Origin of the sequence: Desulfovibrio sp. JC010 (assembly GCF_010470675.1) — a bacterium.
In the GTDB taxonomy this organism is placed as follows: Bacteria; Desulfobacterota; Desulfovibrionia; order Desulfovibrionales; family Desulfovibrionaceae; genus Maridesulfovibrio.
Map to the genome: position 1 here is coordinate 83487 of NZ_VOIQ01000016.1, position 17437 is coordinate 100923.

The window sequence follows — 17437 nt, forward strand, 5'->3', positions numbered from 1 at the left end:
ATTAGAACAAATTATTTTCTCTTAATGTCTCCAGCGGCGAAGCCATATTAAAAAAGTTTGGGATTCTTAAACCCTTTTCAAAGGGTTTAAGGCTCCCGGCAGGGCCGCCGGAGGCTTTCTTAAGCCTTTTTAGGCTTTTTCTTCGGCTCGTAGGAACAGAGCGGCTCAGGTCCGAGATAGCTGCCTTCCATGGTCTGGGCACGCGCGCGGCAACCGCCGCAGACTTTTTCGTATTCGCAGTGACCGCACTTGCCGTCGTAGGTGTCGGGGTTGCGCAGGTTCAGGAACTGCGGGGATTTGGCCCAGATTTCCGGGAAGGGAATCTCGCGTACGTTGCCGCAATCGAGGTCGAGGTAGCCGCAGGGCTGCACTTGACCGCGATGGGAAATAAAGCAGAAGCCTACGCCGCCGAGACAGCCGCGGCTGACCGCATCAAGTCCGAAGTTTTCAAAATTGACCGGGATACCTTCTTCCTTGGCCCGCTGGCGCAGGATGCGGTGGTAGTGCGGAGCACAGGTGGCCTTAAGTTGCATGTCGGTGGTCTTCTGGAAATCGTAGAACCAGTTGAGGACCTCTTCGTATTCTTCGGCGGAAATAACTTCCGCCCCCAGTTCGGCAGCACGTCCAGTGGGTACCAGCAGGAAAATGTGCCATGCGGACGCTCCAAGATCTTTAGCGAGCTTGAAAATATCCTTGAACATGTGCAGGTTGTTGCGGGTCACGGTGGTGTTGATCTGGAATTCGATTCCGGCGTCTTTCAGGTACTGAATGCCCTGCATGGCCTGATCGAACGCGCCCACTTCACCGCGAAATTCATCGTGGTATTCAGCTTTGGCAGCATCAATGGAGATGGAGCAACGCTGGATGCCCACTTCCTTAAGCTGAACGGAATTTTCCGCAGTGAGCAGGGTTCCGTTGGGAGCCATTACGCAGCGCAGACCTTTGTCATTGGCATAAGATACCAGTTCGAAAACATCGTGGCGCAGCAGCGGTTCGCCGCCGGTGAAGATGATGATCGGGTCCCCGGTTTCGGGAAAAGTATCGATAAGCGCTTTTGCTTCCTCGGTGGAAAGCTCGCCCGGATAAGGTTCGGGGTGTGCTTCGGCTCTACAGTGCTTGCAGGCAAGGTTGCAGGAGCGGGTGATTTCCCATGCAATCAGACGCAGCGGCGGGGAGCCGTCAGCGTTTTTCTGCGGGATGGGATGCACGCCCGGATGACCTCCGGGATGTCCGCCACCGGGGTGTCCCGGTTTGCCGCCGGGGTGACCGCCCGGGTGTCCACCGCCGGGATGCCCGGCTGTCATTTTTTTATCGCTCATATTATTTCTCGCTCAGTCTTTTGAGTACGTCTTCAGTGAAGTAGGTAAGGATCAGGTCTGCTCCGGCACGCTTCAGGCCTATGAGGGATTCCCAGACCACTGATTCTTCATCCACCCAGCCGTTAATTGCCGCAGCCTTGATCATGGAATATTCACCGCTGACCTGATAAGCCGCAACCGGCAGGTCGAAATTATCGCGTGTCTGGCGGATGATGTCCATGTAGGGTCCGGCAGGCTTTACCATGAGTATGTCCGCGCCTTCAATCACGTCCGCCGCTGCTTCACGCAGTCCTTCACGGGCGTTTGCCGGGTCCATCTGGTAGGTTTTGCGGTCGCCGAACTGAGGTGCGCCTTCCGCTGCCTCGCGGAAAGGACCGTAGTAGCCGGAAGCGTATTTTACGGAATAGGACATGAGCGGCAGGTCTTCGTAGCCGTTTTCATCCAGAATTTCCCGGATGGCGGCAACACGTCCGTCCATCATATCCGAAGGTGCAACCATGTCCGCGCCTGCCTTGGCGTGGGAGAGGGCTGTTTTTGCCAGCAGGTCGAGGGTCGCATCGTTCAAGATGGTCTCGTCCTTAACCAGTCCGCAATGGCCGTGGGAAGTGAATTCACACAGACATACATCAGTACAGACCAGCAGTTCGGGCCAGCGTTTTTTCAGCATGCGCACGGCCTGCTGTACAATGCCGTCCTCAGCATAAGCCTGAGTGCCTGCGGGGTCCTTTTCAGCGGGGATGCCGAAGAGGATCAGGCTTTTCAGACCGTTTGCAACAGCTTCTTCCACTTTGATTTCCAGCTGTTTCAGGCTGAGCTGAAACTGGCCGGGCATGGAGGAAACTTCTTTTTTGAAATTTTCATCGTCTGTTTCATAGACGAAGTAGGGCATCATCAGATCATTGGCGGAAAGGGTTGTTTCGCGCACCAGATCACGAATAACCGGGGTACGTCTGAGTCTGCGTCCCCTATGAAAATCGAATACCATGTGAATGCCTCCGGCGGCCCTTCGGGGACCAGAGAACCTTTTTGAAAAAAGGTTCTCTGGACTCTCCAAAAACTTTTATTAGGGCTTCGCCTTGTTAGCGATATGAAGTCTGTTATAGCCTCGGCAATTAAAACCCTTAAGGATTCCAAAGGGGATTATCCCCTTTGGCCGCCGGAGGCGAAATCATTTTATCAATAGCGCGAAGCGCATCAAAATAAATAAATCCCGGCAGACCTAGTGGCCCGCCGGGATTTAATAATCTTTATCGTCGACAGGACGACCGTCTTGAAACGTTTATCAAAACAGGCGGGCCTAGTCCTTCTTGATTTCCTCATCGGTGAGGTAACAAGCCGGATCTTCTGCCCAGATGTCGCCGTGGTATGCTTCAGCGCGGGCACGGAAGTTACCGCCGCAGATGTTCAGGTAACGACATTCTGCGCAGCGTCCGCCAACGTATTTTTTCTTGTCTTTGAGTTTGTGCAGCAGCTCTATGTTCTCGTCCATCCAGATTTCGGAGAAGGGACGTTCCAGAACGTTGCCGAAGGTGTGGTTGCGCCAGAACTGGTCGGCGTGAACCTGACCGTCCCAGGAGATACAACCGATACCGCGACCGGAGTTGTTGCCTTCGTTGAACTGCAGCAGTTCGAGCACTTCCTTGGCGCGTGCGGGATCTTCTTTCAGCAGACGCTGGTAAACGTAAACACCGTCAGCATGGTTATCAACGGTGAGGATTTCTTTAGGCATGCCTGCATCGTAGAGAGCCTTGGTCTCGTCCATGATCAAGTCAAGCAGCTGGCGGCTTTCAGCGTGGGTCAGATCTTCTTTGATCAGTTCGGAACCACGACCGGAGTATACCAGATGGTAGAAACATGCTCTGGGAACTTCGAGGTCTTTGAGAACCTGAAATACGGAAGGAACTTCAGTCCAGTTGCGTTTGTTGATGGTGAAACGCAGACCGACTTTCAGACCTTCGGCTTTACAGTTCTCAACAGCTTCAAGAGCTTTTTTGTAAGAACCGGGAACGCCGCGGAATTTGTCGTGGGTCTCTTCGGTACCGTCAATGGAGATACCTACGTAGGAAAGGCCGACTTCCTTCAGTTCGCGTGCTTTTTCCTTGGTGATCAGGGTGCCGTTGGTGGAGATAACCGCACGCATGCCCTTGCTGGTGGCGTAGCTTGCCAGCTCAACGAGGTCTTTGCGGACCAGCGGTTCGCCGCCGGAAAAGAGCATTACGGGCGCGCCGAATGCTGCGAGATCGTCGATGATCTCTTTTGCTTTTGAGGTGGAAATTTCATCCTGACCATCAGGGTCAACAGCCTGTGCGTAACAGTGAACACATTTCAGGTTGCAACGTCTGGTCATGTTCCAGACAACAACAGGCTTCTTGTCTTTGGAAAACTGCAGAAGATGAGAAGGCAGTTTGCCGGACTCACGTCCGTAGCGCAGGGCATCGGAAGATTCTACCGCGCCACAGTAAAGTTTAGAAATACCAATCATTTATAAAAATCCTCCCTAGCTGCGTATCACGCGCCAGGCTATCAGTTTTGACGATGTTTTCCCGTGTTGTGAAGTAATAATAATTACTGCTTATGGACCGTCAACCGGGAAAATCAATCGGTTATGCGTAACGAGAGAGCGAGTTTTGAAGTAACACAAATGAAGGCGGGGGAAAAGGGCTAATTGGGAGGTTGTGCAGTCTAATTTAACTATTTGAAAAATATGATTAAATAGTTGAGATTAGTTATCAATTGAAGGGCTTTGGAGTTGAAAGACCTCCCTGTTAGGTGTGTTTTGCAATGAGGTGGCAGCTTAACCGCTGAAACGCCTGTTGATACGAAGCGGCGAAGCCAACTAAAAGGTTTTGAAGGGGATGGGGTCTGGGGAAGGGGAAACTTTTGCAAAAGTTTCCCCTTCCCCAGCCGCCGGAGGCATCAAATCTTAAGGCGCAATAGAAACCTGAACCCGCCTGTTCAGCAGCTTATTGTACTTGCTTGTATTGGGCACCAGCGGATTGGATTCGCCGAATCCTGTTGTGCCGATGCGTTGCGGCGCAATGGGGAAGTTGTCGGTCAGATATTTTTTGACCGCCTCCGCCCGTTCCTTGCTGAGTTTGGTGTTGTATTCAGGTGATGCATCGGAATCAGTATGGCCGCCGATGATGACTCTTTTGTTCTTAAGGTTATCGCTGATGAGCGCTTTACCCAGTTCGTTAAGCAGGGTGTATGATTCCGGCTTGATTTCGGATGAATCCACGTCAAATTGCACCGCGAGGTTGATGGAACGTGGTTTGGCTTTAGCTTTGGAATTTTGCGCAGGAGCGGCTGCCGGGGCTGCCTGTTGCTTGGCTGGCTTAGATGCAACGGATTGATTGTCCGGAGTCATGTTTTTTTTCTGCAAAGGCTGTCCGTTCTGCTGTGGAGCCTGCATTTCAACCATGTTCGGCATCAACCCGGCTACCATGCCCTGATTTGTTTTTTCATAACGGGCCCATGAAGTGAGCGGTACGGCCATATCCTGAGCAATTGCCTGAATAATTTTGTAGAAAGCTGAATCAGGCATGCGGTGCTCACGTTTCACAAAGATAAAATCATCATCCATTTTCTTTTCAATGCGCCCGCTTTGTTCAAAGGAGCAGACCATCTGACCTCGTTTGGTTTCATAGATCCGGACCTGAATGGTCAGGGCGGAATCGTCCATGGTGTGCCCTAAATAGAGGTAGGGAACAACTCCCACCACCAGCAGGTCGTAGCCCCTTGACCGGGCGGTGAAAAGAGCTTCATCAAGTCCCCGGTAGGTCAGGCTTTCATCATAAACCATGGACGGGAAAATCTGCAGGCTGGTCCAGTTCTGCCAGACTCCTTTAGCTACCCGCTGACCCCAGTCGCTGCCTTTGTACATGGTCTGGGTTACATGAAAGGGGTAAAAAAGCGCGGATAGCGGTCCGTAATGGGGCTTGTCCGGCCTTGAGTAAACCATGAGCTGTGACAGGGATACTTCGGCGTCCTGATAATACACGGATTGGGTGGCGATCTGCGGTTCGAAATGGGTGCAGGCCGAAAGAGCCAGCAGAATGATAAGTAGATATTTTTTCATGTTGTTAACCGGGGCTTTGGTTTTATTGATAGTGTCTGAAAATTGACCATACTACAGGTGCTAGTATATCAGCAATATTTATGCCGTAAAGGTGCTGTTAAGTAAAAAGGGCGGTTCCTCATATGAAGAACCGCCCTTGGTTTTTTTATTGTATCAGCTTGGTTGGAGATGGTGCCGCCTGCATGGATTCCAGTATTTGTTCCCGTGATTGGATCAGGCTCTGGCGCAGTTCCATTTTGCGTTGAACAGAGAGTTTTTTGAATTCCGGCTGATGGGTCAATTCGGTGAGCTGATCCATTTCGCCTTTTATCTTTTCCACTCTTTGCAGCAGTTCGCTTTCCGGCGAACAGACCTGCGAACAGGCATCGGCCAGAGCGGTTATCTCCCGGGCCATGTCCCTGAATGTGCGGGGGTTGATTTCTTTGGCAATGCGGATGCGCTCCTTGGCATTGTCCATCTTTCCTTTAATCCATCCAAACATATATATCCCCGGTCAGCTAGATTGTGGGCTGATTGAACTGCATGTAAAAGCCCAGAATAACCAATAGTAACACAATAGGCATCACCATTGAAAGCACAACCCGCATGTATGTCGTATTGTGGATGTTTTTGTACGCGATGATGGAAATTGCCATGCTGATCAGCGCACCTACCATATCGCCTACAAGAGGGATAATGCATAAAACCATGGGGGCGTATGAGTAAGTCGTAGCCCTGAAAGTTGCCTGAAAGCCGCGGTCTCCGGCTCCGAATATCATGAGCAGGACGTGGGTCACGCCTATGAACGGAAAGCTGAGTGCGGCCAGCACCAGCGGATAAAGCAGTAGCGAGAATAAAGCTGAGACTGTTCCGTCTTGCAGGGAGCTGGCAATCATGGAATCATCCATGAATTGGCCCACTTCGGGGCCCATGGAACCGACCAGTCCGGTCATACCCCAGACGAAATTACAGATTTCCTGAAATTCGGCCATCATGACGAAGAAAAATAGAGGCATCAAAAGCCCCTTGAGCGGCATATCCTTGAAAAAAATTGCCGGGGAAAGGATGATCTGTTTGATGGTCAGGAAAAGGCCGGGAAAGAAACCGTATTTTTCCAGATTTTCAAACGGAACCTCATTACCGCCGTCCGGCGACTCGGCAGCGTATGCATGCTCTTCATCATGAATGTCCTCTTCGGGCTTCATTGAATCAAGACGCTGCCAGATATCTGATTTTTCTTCCTGAACAGACTCTTCCCGCGCTGGTTCACCTTGAGCGGCTTCCCGGTCACCGAACTGTTCATCGAATGGAGCAGGCTGTTCGTATCCGTGTTCTGCTGGAGCATGCTCATCATTGGCATGCTGCTGAACATAAGCCGCCGCATCCCCGTATTCTTCTTCGGGTTTGGCGTGGCTGATTTCCTGCGGATCCAGTCCCGGCACGGGATCTGGTTCCACTTCAAAGTCTCTGAATTTAAATTTAGCCTGACATTTCGGGCATGTTGCCAACTGGGCAGTGGCCGGGATTTTATCTTCCGGAATTTCACTGCTGAAATTACACTCGGGACAAGTAACTTTCATATTAAATCCTTGAAGCAGTTTGTCTGAATAGTTTGGTCAGACCTAATAAATTTTATACTGTTAGGCAATGCCAATTGTGCATGAACATCATGACAGATTGATGTCCGGAAGCAGCAGGGGGCCGACTCTTCTGTCTTTTCGGGGGCTAAGCAATTCCTTGGGGATATGTGGAAAATCATTCCCCAGCCGATGGCTGAATCTGCCTTCGGTGGAGTTGTTGAAATTTTTCAGTTTGGATTCGATTTTTTCCCTGCTTTTTAAAATGTGGGTCAGGTGCTGAATCGGGCAGTGCGGAAGAATGCCGGACGGCCCTTTGATTCCGGTCAGCTGTTCGTGGATTTTATTTACGAATTTAAGGTCTTGTGTGTTTTTAAAGAGCCTGAGTTGCAGATCCGGCCACAAGCCGTAGCCGATGCGACTGTGTTTGTTGTCCGGGTAAAAGGTCATGCGGGGCAGATACCAGCCGTTGCAGTTTTCTATTGAAGGTATACGTCTGATTTTCTCCCAACTGTCAGCGTCCAGTCTTTCGTCCGCATCCATATAGATTACCCAGTCGCCGGAACAATGCTCAAGCATGCGGTTGCGTTGTGCAGAAAAATCAGCGTTCAGGGGCTGGCGGATGTTGATGATTTCTGCTTCATGGAATCCGCTCAATTTCGGAGCGTGGTCGTTTTCTGCGCAATCCCAGACCAGCACAATTTCATCAATCCAGTCGGGAAAATTGCGGATGAACTCTTCCAGTTCCGGTTCATCCGGGCTGAGAATGGCACCCGCGGAAATTGATCCGCTGATTGTTTCAGGTTGCTCAATCTGTCTTGTCCCGGAAAAAAGTTTTTGCAGGTTCTGGTGATTTTTCTTGCTTTCGCCTTCCAGTGCGGGATTGAGGATCAGGTGGCAGTCCTCCGTGGAATAGCCGTTCTGGATGAGCAGGAGCAGGATAGCCCATAAGGAAGAGTCGGTCAGCAGGGTGCAATTGGATTGTTTTGAAAAGTCGATGCAGTTTTCTGCATGTAGTCTCCTGACCTGTTCCGGGTAAAGATCACACAGCAGCAGTTCCTGATCCGGCAATTTCATCTCCGCAATGGCTTCGGCAAGCTTACCATCTCCCGCACCGAAGAGAATTACGGTTCCCGCATTGCGCCGCTGTGTAAAGCGGAGGTGTTTTTTCGCTTGTTCATCCGAATCTCCGGCGTCCGGGGTCAAATCTTCCTGTTTTTGCCCGGAAAGGTGATAGGCCAGAATTTGTTGCGAGTAGGTGCTGAAAATATGGTCCATGGCTTAGATAATATTTTTTGTTTTGAGCAGTTCCAGATAAATACAGCCCAGCTTGGCGGCAATGTCCTGAGCACGGAAAAGTTCTGCTGCTTTTGTCCGTCCCTTTTCGCCCATGCGGCGGGCTTCCTGTGGATTGCTCAGCAGGAAATTAACTGCCTGCGCGTACTCATCTGCGTTGCTGGCAATAAGGCCGGTTTCTCCATGATCGACAAGCTCCAATTGGGCATTATCCCGTAAATCCCGGCTGGGGTGGGTGATGACCGGAAGTCCTGCGGCCATGGCTTCGGCAATGACCAGTCCGAAAGATTCCCCGGTGTCATTGGCGTGCACCAGAAATGAGATGGAGTTGAGAAATTCGGCAATTTCATTGTCCGTCAAAACCGGCGATAGGAAATTTACGTATTTTTGCAGATTGTTGTCTGCAACGAATTGTTTCGCTTCCGGGATTCCGCCTATTATCTGGTAGTTGAAAGGTGGCAGTTCCTTTTTCTCAACCAGTGTTTTCAGGATGGGCAGAAAATCAAGGGCCAGGTTGGACCATTTCCCTTTGTCCGCCCGGGAAATCCTTCCGAAACTGCTTTGGGGAAACTTCCGGTCTGCCGGGCAGTTGTCGCGGAACAAGTCAGTATCTACCGGGTTGTAGAGTACTGAGAATTTCGGTTTGACTGCCGGGATAGAATTTACTTTTTCGAATCTCTTTGCGCAAAAGTGGGAGACAAAGAGGTGGCGGTCAATCAGGTCTGCTTCCGGGCTGGGATCGTGGTGCCCGAATACATTTGTTTCCACCAATACAGTAGTCCGGGCCAGCTTGAAGGGGCGCAGTGATCCCGGCTCGGTCCAGCCTGCGCGATGGATGTGGGCTACATGGGGCCGGAATTTTGTCAGAATGGAGAACAGGTCCGGTCCTATGAAAGTAGGGATTCCCTGTTTGCGAAGAAGTTTTCCTCGCGGACCGTCAGATGAAGAGTAGACAGCTGTATGGAATTGTTTTTTATCCAGATTGACGGCAAAGGACTGCATTACCTTTTCCGTGCCGCCCAGCCCCAGAGACGGGGAGATTTGAAGTACCCTGATTCTGTTAGCTTTCATGATTGAAATAAATGACAGATAGGACGCTCTAAGTAAAGAATATACTTAATGGTGTGTTGGTCTGGTCAATGTAAAACAGCCCCTGCCGTAAAGCAGGGGCTGTTCAGTTAGTTAAGCTTGGAGCAAATTCCGGTTTTGTCTTACGCTCCGCCGCCGTATGCATTGGCAGCTTTTTTCAGCCGCATGGAATTGGGAGCGGGCATATTCTGCGGTGCAGCTTGGGGCATGCTGAAGCGTGAATCATTTGCAAAGCTGCGGTTTACGTTTACGCTTCCTGCATTTGCACTGGCTGTGGTCTGCAGGGGCACTGCGGCCTGCGCTTCTTCTGTGGGGATGATTTCCCGGTAAGCGGAAGCAATGCCGTCGATGATCTTGATCACTTCGTCAAGCTTTTCGGTGTCCATTTTCAGGTTAGCCTGCAGAAGTCTGGTGTTGCAGAAGATGTAAAGTTGGCTGAGGTTTTCGGCCAGCTCTCCACCTTTTTCCTTGTTCAGGCTGGAAGTCAATTCAGAGATAACTTCAATGGCTTTGGAGATAAGGATACCCTTGGCGGCGTAATCCCTTTCGTCAATCTTGACCTTGGCCTGCTTCATGAATTTGATCGCAGCATCATAAAGCATAAGGAGAAGTTCTCCCTTTGAAGTGGTATGGACCTGAGTTGAAAGATAAGCTTGAGCGGCTTTTTGCATATATTTGCTCCTCCTGACTTACTGATCGGCAGTCCTTTTTGAAAACCTTAGAGGATTTTTGAATTTTTATTCTTAATTTATATTAAGTTTGGATTTACTTTACATTAATTACTGTTAAGCCCGTTGATGCTTGAAGCCAACTGGGCCTGAATTCCCTGATAGTTACCGAGCAGTGCGTCCAGTCGGGCATACTTTTCAGTCAACATTTGTTTTTTCAGATCAATTCGATCTTCTTCAGATTCAATTTTTTTATCGATATTCTTCATGATCGTATCGTAGTTATCCTGAAGAATTTCGAGCGGGCCGTCTTGGCTGGTGATTTCACCAAGGATTTCGACCATTTCCCCAATTTTTCCAAGCTTCAGATTGATGTGCATTGCATTGGGATCATCTGTGTTGGAGCTGCCGTATACTCCGTCAGTCTTGTTTTCAACACGGATGGCCATACCGGAAGCAGAAGAACCTGAGGCACCGGTTATCTGCCATGTGGTCGAATCCACTGATGCAGGTTCGCCGTTAATCCATGCCTTGGTAAGCACGCCGCCGGAAACTTCGTATCGAACATTGTATTCCCCGGCTTTGGTTGTGCCGTTGATGTGGGATAAGTATGTCAGGTTCGGTGAGTCGGATTCACCAAGGTAGTTGGCGGAAAACAGTTTAGCTACGGCCATGGGATCATCATTAAGGGCTTTTGTTAACTCCTCAGTATCGAGTTCAAGCAAGCCCATATTGGCACCGCCGCTGTCGGCATTTGTTTTAATGCCCAGCTGTGCGAGAGATGAATACCTGTCTCCGGAGGTGTTGCCCGTGGATGGGTCTTCATAAAACCATGAAAAGCCGATACCTTTGTTGGCTACTACTTCCTTCAGTCTTTGCCCGACCAGAAGTTCAACACCGTAGTTACCGGTCAGAATTGAACCTTTAGCTGAATCGGAAGAGGTTGTGACGTCCGTCAGGTCCTTGATCATCTGCCGGACAGTATTGACCTGATCAACAAATTTCTGGACGTTCTCGACCATCCCGTCCTTATCAGTTGTTACACCGATATTCATACTTGCCCCGGAAGCCATTGCCTGCTTCAGGTTTAAGGTCACGCCCGGAATAACATCGTCAATAGTGTTTGACTCCCGTTCAATCCAATAATTTGGAAGATATGGATAGCCGTCTACTTTGATCTGGGCGTTCTGGGCATCCTGAGAGCGGTAATATGTCGTTTCATCAAAAATTGATCCATGAATACTGCTTAATACTATCTGGTGGCTTGCACCAAGATCCAACCCGTAAATTTGCAAATGGACAACGCCGCCGTCGTCGAGGGTTGCAGCTCTGATTTTATCCCGGCTGTCCGCATGGTTGTTAATCATATTAACAAAACCTTGCATGGTGGTCCCGGCAGGAATGTTACTGAGCGTGATTTTGTCACCGTCGTAATAAAAGGTAAATGATCCGGCAGCAGAGAAATAAACGTCACTTGCCTCAGCAGTGCCACCAAGTCCTACGATAATATCATTTTTGGCCAGCTGATGTACTTCCAGAGAGTGAGCGGTGACGTCTGCCTCAGCGGATGCTGTGGCAGTTGCTATGTCTGAATTTGTGCTGGATACGGTCTTAGTCATGAATTCATCAAGTGTATCCATGGACTTGAGCGTAGTCTGCAGACCGAGCAGGGCGGTATTCAGTTCCTGAAATTTTTCAACCTTATCGCTCCACGAGCTTTTCCAGCTTTCGAGCCTGTTGATATGGGTTCGTTCAAGCTTGATAAGTCCGTCAATGAGCTGCTGGAAGTCTGTTCCAGAGCCGAGACCGGTAAAGTTGATATTTCCTGAGGTGTAATCAGACATAAATTTCTCCGGGAATTTTTTTCCCTGGTTCTATTCTCACCTCATCCGATGCAATCAGGATGCCAAATATTAATGCCGGGTTAAGATGGTGTTAATGGTTCTTTGTTTTGTACTAATATGAAAGCCGGGCCGGCAAAACCGACCCGGCTGTTCACATTGGTCTGACTTAGTCAGAATGTTTCATGCTGCTTTCAGGTTATTAACCGATGAGCTGCATAGCCATTCTGGGCATGCTGTTAGCCTGCGAGAGCATAGCTACTGCGGACTGGGTCAGGATCTGGTTGCGGGTGAACTCGGTCATTTCAGTTGCAACGTCAACGTCGGAGATCTGGGACTCCGCAGCCTGAACGTTTTCTGCCTGGATGGACAGGTTGGTAATGGTGTTTTCCAGCCTGTTCTGCAGGGCACCGAGGTTAGCGCGGATCTTATCCTTGGAGATGATCGCGTTGTTCAGAGCGTCCAAAGACTTCTGTGCCAGTTCCTGAGTCGAGATGCTCTTTCCGTCGTTACTTGCTGCACCTGCACCGACACCGAGGGCCGAAGCAGTAGAAGTGCCGATGGAAACATAGTAGTAGTCCTCTGCGCTGTCGTTAGCGGTACCGAAGTGAACCTTTACAGGACCAGTCGAGCTGAGAGCGGCCCCGCTGTGGGCAGAGTTTTCACCGGACATGTTACCATTGAGCAGGTGAATACCGTTAAAGTCAGTTGCGTTAGCAATACGGGTGATTTCTGAAGCCATGGCCTGATATTCGGAGTCGATGATCAGACGCTGGTCAGAGTTGTAGGTACCGGTTGATGCCTGAGTTGCAAGTTCCTTCATACGAATGAGCTTTTCATCAATAACACCGAGAGCGCCGTCAGCGGTCTGGATCATTGAAATTGCATCGTTGGCGTTACGGATACCCTGGTTGAGTGACTTAATGTCCGCGCGCATAAGTTCGCGAATTGCGAGACCTGCAGCATCGTCAGCCGCGGTTCCAACACGAAGACCTGAAGACAGGCGACGGGTTGATACACCGAGGTTACCATACGATTCCGCCAAGTTGCGGTTGGCATTCATAGCCATCAAGTTGTGGTTAATTACTAAAGACATGTTTTCCTCCTTGAAATGTGATCTTTGGCTTCCTTGCCAAAAACATTGCCTTGGAACTTCGGTTCACAAAGCGAAACTGGTCCTTCGTGACTACCTGATCGTCTGAAACATAGATAACTTTAGGGTTGGTGATTTTTTTTTGTTTTTTGAATAAAAAAAGGGACCTCCGTTTATGGAGATCCCTTTCTGTAATATTAATTTTTATAAAAAATGATTAGCGCGGCGTTATGTCCTTCAGCTTATCCCGTGCAGCTTTAAGGGATATTCCCCGTTTGCCGATGATGGTCTCGAGGTTTTCTTCAGCGTCCGAACCGCGCAGGTACATGGGGATAGGCATTTCAGTTGAATATTCAGCTTTTTCTGCAGCTTGCAGTATGTCATGCACAGCGGGAACGTTGAACCTTTCCGGCATGGCTGAGTATTGTGGATTTCCGGCCAGAAATTCGTCAAAGAATGCTTTGTTTTTCAGTAGACCGCTTCCGACAAGCACTGCTTTTTCCTGCCTGTGGGAAACAATAACTTCAGCCGCCTCATGAACGGAAACCGGAAGAGGGGGCGTCAGTGGCGTCAGGCTTCCTTCTTCATTGATGGGTGCGAAGCCCTGAACGTATACCTGCATTCGTCTGGAATGGGTAACCGCCCATACTGGCAGTCTGCTTACAACAGCCGCTCCTCTGGCAAGAATGGGCAGATATTCCAAAGCACTGACCGGGCAGCCGTTACCGGCGGAGATTCCGGCGGCAGCGGCAAAGGTCAGGCGCAGGCCGGTAAAACTTCCCGGTCCTGCTGCAAGGGCAATCCGGGAAATATACCCGGCATCATATCCGAACATTTTCAGGGAATCGTGAATGGTAGGGACCAGGAAGTTGACCGAGCGTCCTGGTACAACAAGGGTTTTGGCTTCCAGCAGGGAGTATGGCTCGTCCGCGTCATCCCGTTTGGCGATGACTATCTGTAAAGTCTCTTCTGTACCGTTGATGGCCAGCAGGATATCTTCTTTTTCTTCTATAGATGAGTTCATCGGAGTTACACTTATTTAGTGCTCAATGTTCTTACAATGTCGTTGAAAATTGCAAAGGCCATCAGGCAGAGCAGCAGCAGGAGTCCTACGCGGCTGGCAGCGGCCTGAAGCTTTTCATTAAGGGGTTTGCGAAGGATTGTTTCAAGACTGAAAAACAGCAGGTGCCCACCGTCAAGAACCGGGATGGGCAGCAGGTTGAGCAGTCCGAGGTTGATGCTGATGAAAGCTGTGAAACTAAGCAGCTCGAGCAGTCCGCGTTCAGACTGTTGTTTGATGGCCTGCGCAATCATGATCGGACCGCCGATGGAATCCATGGGCACGACCCGTTCAACCATTTTTACGATGCTGGTGCAGATCAGTTTGGTCACGTCCCAGGTCTGTTCCGCAGCAGCCACAGCTCCGTCCATTCCGTCCATTTCAACGGTTTTGGAGTCGCCTGAGGCAACGATGCCCACAACCGGTCTGCGGATGGTTTCCCCGAAGATATTCTTGAGCTCCTGAACCTGCGGTTTAATTGAGATTGCTTTGGTGCTGCCGTCTCTTTCGATAACGAAATCAAGGGTGTCGGACTGACTGGATTGAATGGTTTCGGCAAGGTCGGTCCAGAAGACAATTTTGTGCCCTTCAATGGAAAGAACCTTATCTCCTACTTCAATCCCGGCCTGCAAAGCCGGGCTGCCCGGCTGCAGCTGTCCGACAGTGGGAGCCATTCCCATCTGTCCGTGACTGATGATGATCCCCCAGAAGATAATCCACGCGAGCACGAAGTTGAAAATGGGACCTGCGGCAACCACGATCATGCGGTGCCACGGCGGACGGTTCATGAAAAGTTCTTTCTCGCTGAACCCGTTGTCTTCGTTCATATCCCGTTCTTCTCCGGCAAGGCTTACGTAGCCGCCGAGGGGAACCAGCGAAAGACGGTAGTTGGTGGCTCCCCAGGTGAAGCCAGCCAGCCTCGGACCGAAGCCCAGCGAAAAGGTTTTTACTCCGATGCCGAGCATGCGCGCCGCAAGGAAGTGGCCGAGCTCGTGGAAGAAAATCAGTCCGCCGAGGACTATAATAAAGTCAACAATCCAAGACATAATAGTTCCTTAGACGATGGCGTCCATGACGTCCCGTCTGGTTTTAATATCCAGTTCCAGAACAGCATCAGCTTCGCTGACATCACACCCGGCATGGGCTTCCAGTGCTTTGCCGATGATGGCCGGAATATCCAGAAAGCGGATTTTTTCTTTCAGGAAAAGATCTACTGCAACTTCGTTTGCCGCGTTGAGTACAATGGGATGGCTCTGTCCGGCTGCAAAAGAATCCGCTGCATGTTTCAGGCAGGGGAATACTTCAAGGTCCGGCTTCTCAAAGGTCAGCGTGCCTACTTCAGCAAGGTTGAGCTGCTTCAGTTCAAGAGGTACGCGTTGCGGGAAGCACATGCAGAAAGCAATGGGAATCTGCATGTCCGGTACGCCCAGATGCGCGAGCTGGGAGCCGTCCACATATTCCACCAGCGAATGGATGATGGATTGCGGATGGACCACCACGTCCACCTGTTCCGGCGGCAACCCGTAGAGATGGCAGGCTTCAATGAATTCCAGCCCTTTGTTCATGAGGGTCGCGGAATCAATACTGATTTTCGCGCCCATGTCCCAGTTGGGATGGGCCAGTGCCTGATCGCGGGTTACGGTTTCAAGAAATTCTTTGGATTTGCCCCGGAACGGCCCGCCGGAAGCGGTCAGGATCAACCTGCTGACTTCATCGCCGCCATGTCCGGCCAGTCCCTGGAAAAGAGCATTGTGTTCAGAATCTACAGGGAGGATTGTTGCTCCGGTGCGCTGGCAGGCATCACGGATGATGTGGCCGCCGAGCACAAGGGATTCCTTGTTGGCGAGGGCGATCATCTTTCCTTTTTGGGCTGCAGCGAGGGTCGGTTCAAAGCCTGCGGCTCCGACAATGGAAGAAAGCACCATTGATACTTCATCCAGCTCGGAAAGGGTGATGTAGGCTGCGGGGCCGGTCAGGATTTCCGGCTTGTAGTCGGCCGGGAGCAGGCTTTTCAGTTCTGCTGCGGCTTCGTCATTGAGTACCGCGAGATACTGCGGGCGGTGCTTGATGGCCTGCTCGGCCAGCAGCTTGGCATTTCTGGCTCCTGCAAGGGCGGTTACCTTGAAGAGGTCCGGATGCTGCTCAATTACTTTGAGGGTGCTGGTTCCGATAGAGCCGGTGCTGCCCAGTATGGAAACTGATCTGGGGAATTCCGGGAGTTTTGCTTCTGCCGGCCAGGGGGAAATATATGTTTGCAACTCTGTTTATCCGTCGTGTTTATGGACTCGTAGTCCGGTTTAAAAGAAAGCGTGAATCTGTCTTGCCAGAACGTAGATGGGCAGGGCAAGCACGAGGCTGTCGATGCGGTCCAGCACCCCGCCGTGTCCGGGAAGTATTTTGCCGGAATCTTTGATTTGAAGTTTGCGCTTGAGTGCTGATTCGAAAAAGTCACCCATCTGCGAGCCTATGTTGAGCATTGCTGCAAGGACTATCCAGTACAGGACCGGGGCGTGTCCGAAAAAATATCCGTATACGGTGCAGCAGATAATGCAACCTGAAAATCCGCCGATTGATCCGGCCCATGATTTCTTGGGGCTGATCTGGGGCCAGATTTTTCTCTTGCCGAAAAATGTTCCGGCATAAAAGGCGGCAGTGTCAGACGATGATGCCGCAAGGAGCACAAAAAGTATTTCCCAGCTGTTCATGGAGGTCATGAACTGCATGGTTACCGGGATGTATACCAACCCGGCGAAAAGGATCAGGCTGTCAACGTAAGTAGCCCGGTCCGGTTTGGCGCTGTATGAGAGCAGGAACCGGAAATTGAACAACCAGAATGCACCCAGCATGATCAGGAGCATCCAGACCGGGGAGACTGCAGCGGAGGTCAGGATTATTCCCGCTCCGGCGGTCAGACCTACAACCCGTGAAGCAAGGTGGGAACTGTCCTGCCAGAACATGGCGTAAAATTCATAGAGGGCGATGGTGCAGAAAACAGCCAGCCCGCCTGTTAAAACGTGTCCGCCCATGATCAGGGCTGTGGCAAGGGCTGCTATTAAGAGCAGGGAGGTGATGATTCTTTTTTGAAGGCTGCTTAAGGGCATGAAGTCCTCGGTTAAAATTTCCACAAAAAATGCAATTAAAATATATGTATACTCATTTGGAAGCAGGCTCTTTCCGCTCAATGGGGATGCCTGTTCTTCGCAAACAGTAAAAAGTCAGTACCGATTACGGGCAGATTATAATGTTAATCGTGCAAAAAACTCCATTTTTATAATTCATTAATAGGTGGCGGGCAAGCTGTTGACAGTTATTTTTCCATATTAATTCTGTCACAGCTGATTCAGGCTGAATTTGAATAATATTTTTTAAGAATATTGCGAGAAGGTTTTAGCTAAGGCTTCTTTGTGTTATGAATATGGACAGGTAAATAGAGTTAG

General features: G+C 50.4%; 15 protein-coding genes. All 15 read right to left on the bottom strand.

Features of this window, described 5'->3' with window-relative positions; all coding sequences use genetic code 11:
- Positions 1 to 119: 119 nt before the first annotated feature.
- The gene (gene ahbD / locus FMR86_RS17020) at positions 120 to 1319 is read right to left on the bottom strand and encodes a heme b synthase (protein ID WP_163352595.1); all 1200 of its coding nucleotides are present in this window, start codon (positions 1317 to 1319) and stop codon (positions 120 to 122) included.
- Between the two features lies 1 nt (position 1320).
- Positions 1321 to 2304: a porphobilinogen synthase gene (gene hemB, locus FMR86_RS17025; RefSeq protein WP_163352596.1), complete on the bottom strand. Its 984-nt coding sequence runs from the start codon at positions 2302 to 2304 to the stop codon at positions 1321 to 1323.
- Between the two features lie 312 nt (positions 2305 to 2616).
- Positions 2617 to 3801, bottom strand: a complete 1185-nt coding sequence (ahbC, locus tag FMR86_RS17030; protein WP_163352597.1) for a 12,18-didecarboxysiroheme deacetylase — start codon at positions 3799 to 3801, stop codon at positions 2617 to 2619.
- A gap of 441 nt (positions 3802 to 4242) precedes the next feature.
- The gene (locus FMR86_RS17035) at positions 4243 to 5397 is read right to left on the bottom strand and encodes an OmpA family protein (protein ID WP_163352598.1); all 1155 of its coding nucleotides are present in this window, start codon (positions 5395 to 5397) and stop codon (positions 4243 to 4245) included.
- Between the two features lie 145 nt (positions 5398 to 5542).
- Positions 5543 to 5878, bottom strand: coding sequence for a hypothetical protein (locus tag FMR86_RS17040; RefSeq protein ID WP_163352599.1), 336 nt, complete (start codon positions 5876 to 5878; stop codon positions 5543 to 5545).
- Positions 5879 to 5894: 16 nt separating this feature from the next.
- Positions 5895 to 6956 (bottom strand): zinc-ribbon domain-containing protein, encoded by a 1062-nt coding sequence (locus FMR86_RS17045; protein WP_163352600.1) that lies wholly within the window; start codon positions 6954 to 6956, stop codon positions 5895 to 5897.
- 87 nt (positions 6957 to 7043) lie between these two features.
- On the bottom strand, positions 7044 to 8231 hold the full coding sequence (locus FMR86_RS17050) for a glycosyltransferase (protein WP_163352601.1): 1188 nt from the start codon (positions 8229 to 8231) through the stop codon (positions 7044 to 7046).
- A 3-nt stretch (positions 8232 to 8234) separates the two neighbouring features.
- On the bottom strand, positions 8235 to 9320 hold the full coding sequence (locus tag FMR86_RS17055) for a glycosyltransferase family 4 protein (protein WP_163352602.1): 1086 nt from the start codon (positions 9318 to 9320) through the stop codon (positions 8235 to 8237).
- Positions 9321 to 9460: 140 nt separating this feature from the next.
- On the bottom strand, positions 9461 to 10009 hold the full coding sequence (fliS, locus tag FMR86_RS17060; RefSeq protein ID WP_163352603.1) for a flagellar export chaperone FliS: 549 nt from the start codon (positions 10007 to 10009) through the stop codon (positions 9461 to 9463).
- Positions 10010 to 10113: 104 nt separating this feature from the next.
- Positions 10114 to 11850, bottom strand: coding sequence for a flagellar filament capping protein FliD (gene fliD / locus FMR86_RS17065; RefSeq protein WP_163352604.1), 1737 nt, complete (start codon positions 11848 to 11850; stop codon positions 10114 to 10116).
- A gap of 199 nt (positions 11851 to 12049) precedes the next feature.
- Complete coding sequence (locus FMR86_RS17070) at positions 12050 to 12943, bottom strand: flagellin (RefSeq protein WP_163352605.1); 894 nt, start codon at positions 12941 to 12943, stop codon at positions 12050 to 12052.
- Positions 12944 to 13157: 214 nt separating this feature from the next.
- Positions 13158 to 13964 (bottom strand): tRNA (adenosine(37)-N6)-threonylcarbamoyltransferase complex dimerization subunit type 1 TsaB, encoded by an 807-nt coding sequence (tsaB, locus tag FMR86_RS17075; protein WP_163352606.1) that lies wholly within the window; start codon positions 13962 to 13964, stop codon positions 13158 to 13160.
- Between the two features lie 11 nt (positions 13965 to 13975).
- Positions 13976 to 15046, bottom strand: a complete 1071-nt coding sequence (gene rseP, locus FMR86_RS17080) for an RIP metalloprotease RseP (RefSeq protein WP_163352607.1) — start codon at positions 15044 to 15046, stop codon at positions 13976 to 13978.
- A gap of 9 nt (positions 15047 to 15055) precedes the next feature.
- Positions 15056 to 16258 (bottom strand): 1-deoxy-D-xylulose-5-phosphate reductoisomerase, encoded by a 1203-nt coding sequence (locus tag FMR86_RS17085; protein ID WP_163352608.1) that lies wholly within the window; start codon positions 16256 to 16258, stop codon positions 15056 to 15058.
- A 39-nt stretch (positions 16259 to 16297) separates the two neighbouring features.
- The gene (locus tag FMR86_RS17090) at positions 16298 to 17101 is read right to left on the bottom strand and encodes a phosphatidate cytidylyltransferase (protein ID WP_163352609.1); all 804 of its coding nucleotides are present in this window, start codon (positions 17099 to 17101) and stop codon (positions 16298 to 16300) included.
- Between the last annotated feature and the right edge of the window lie 336 nt (positions 17102 to 17437).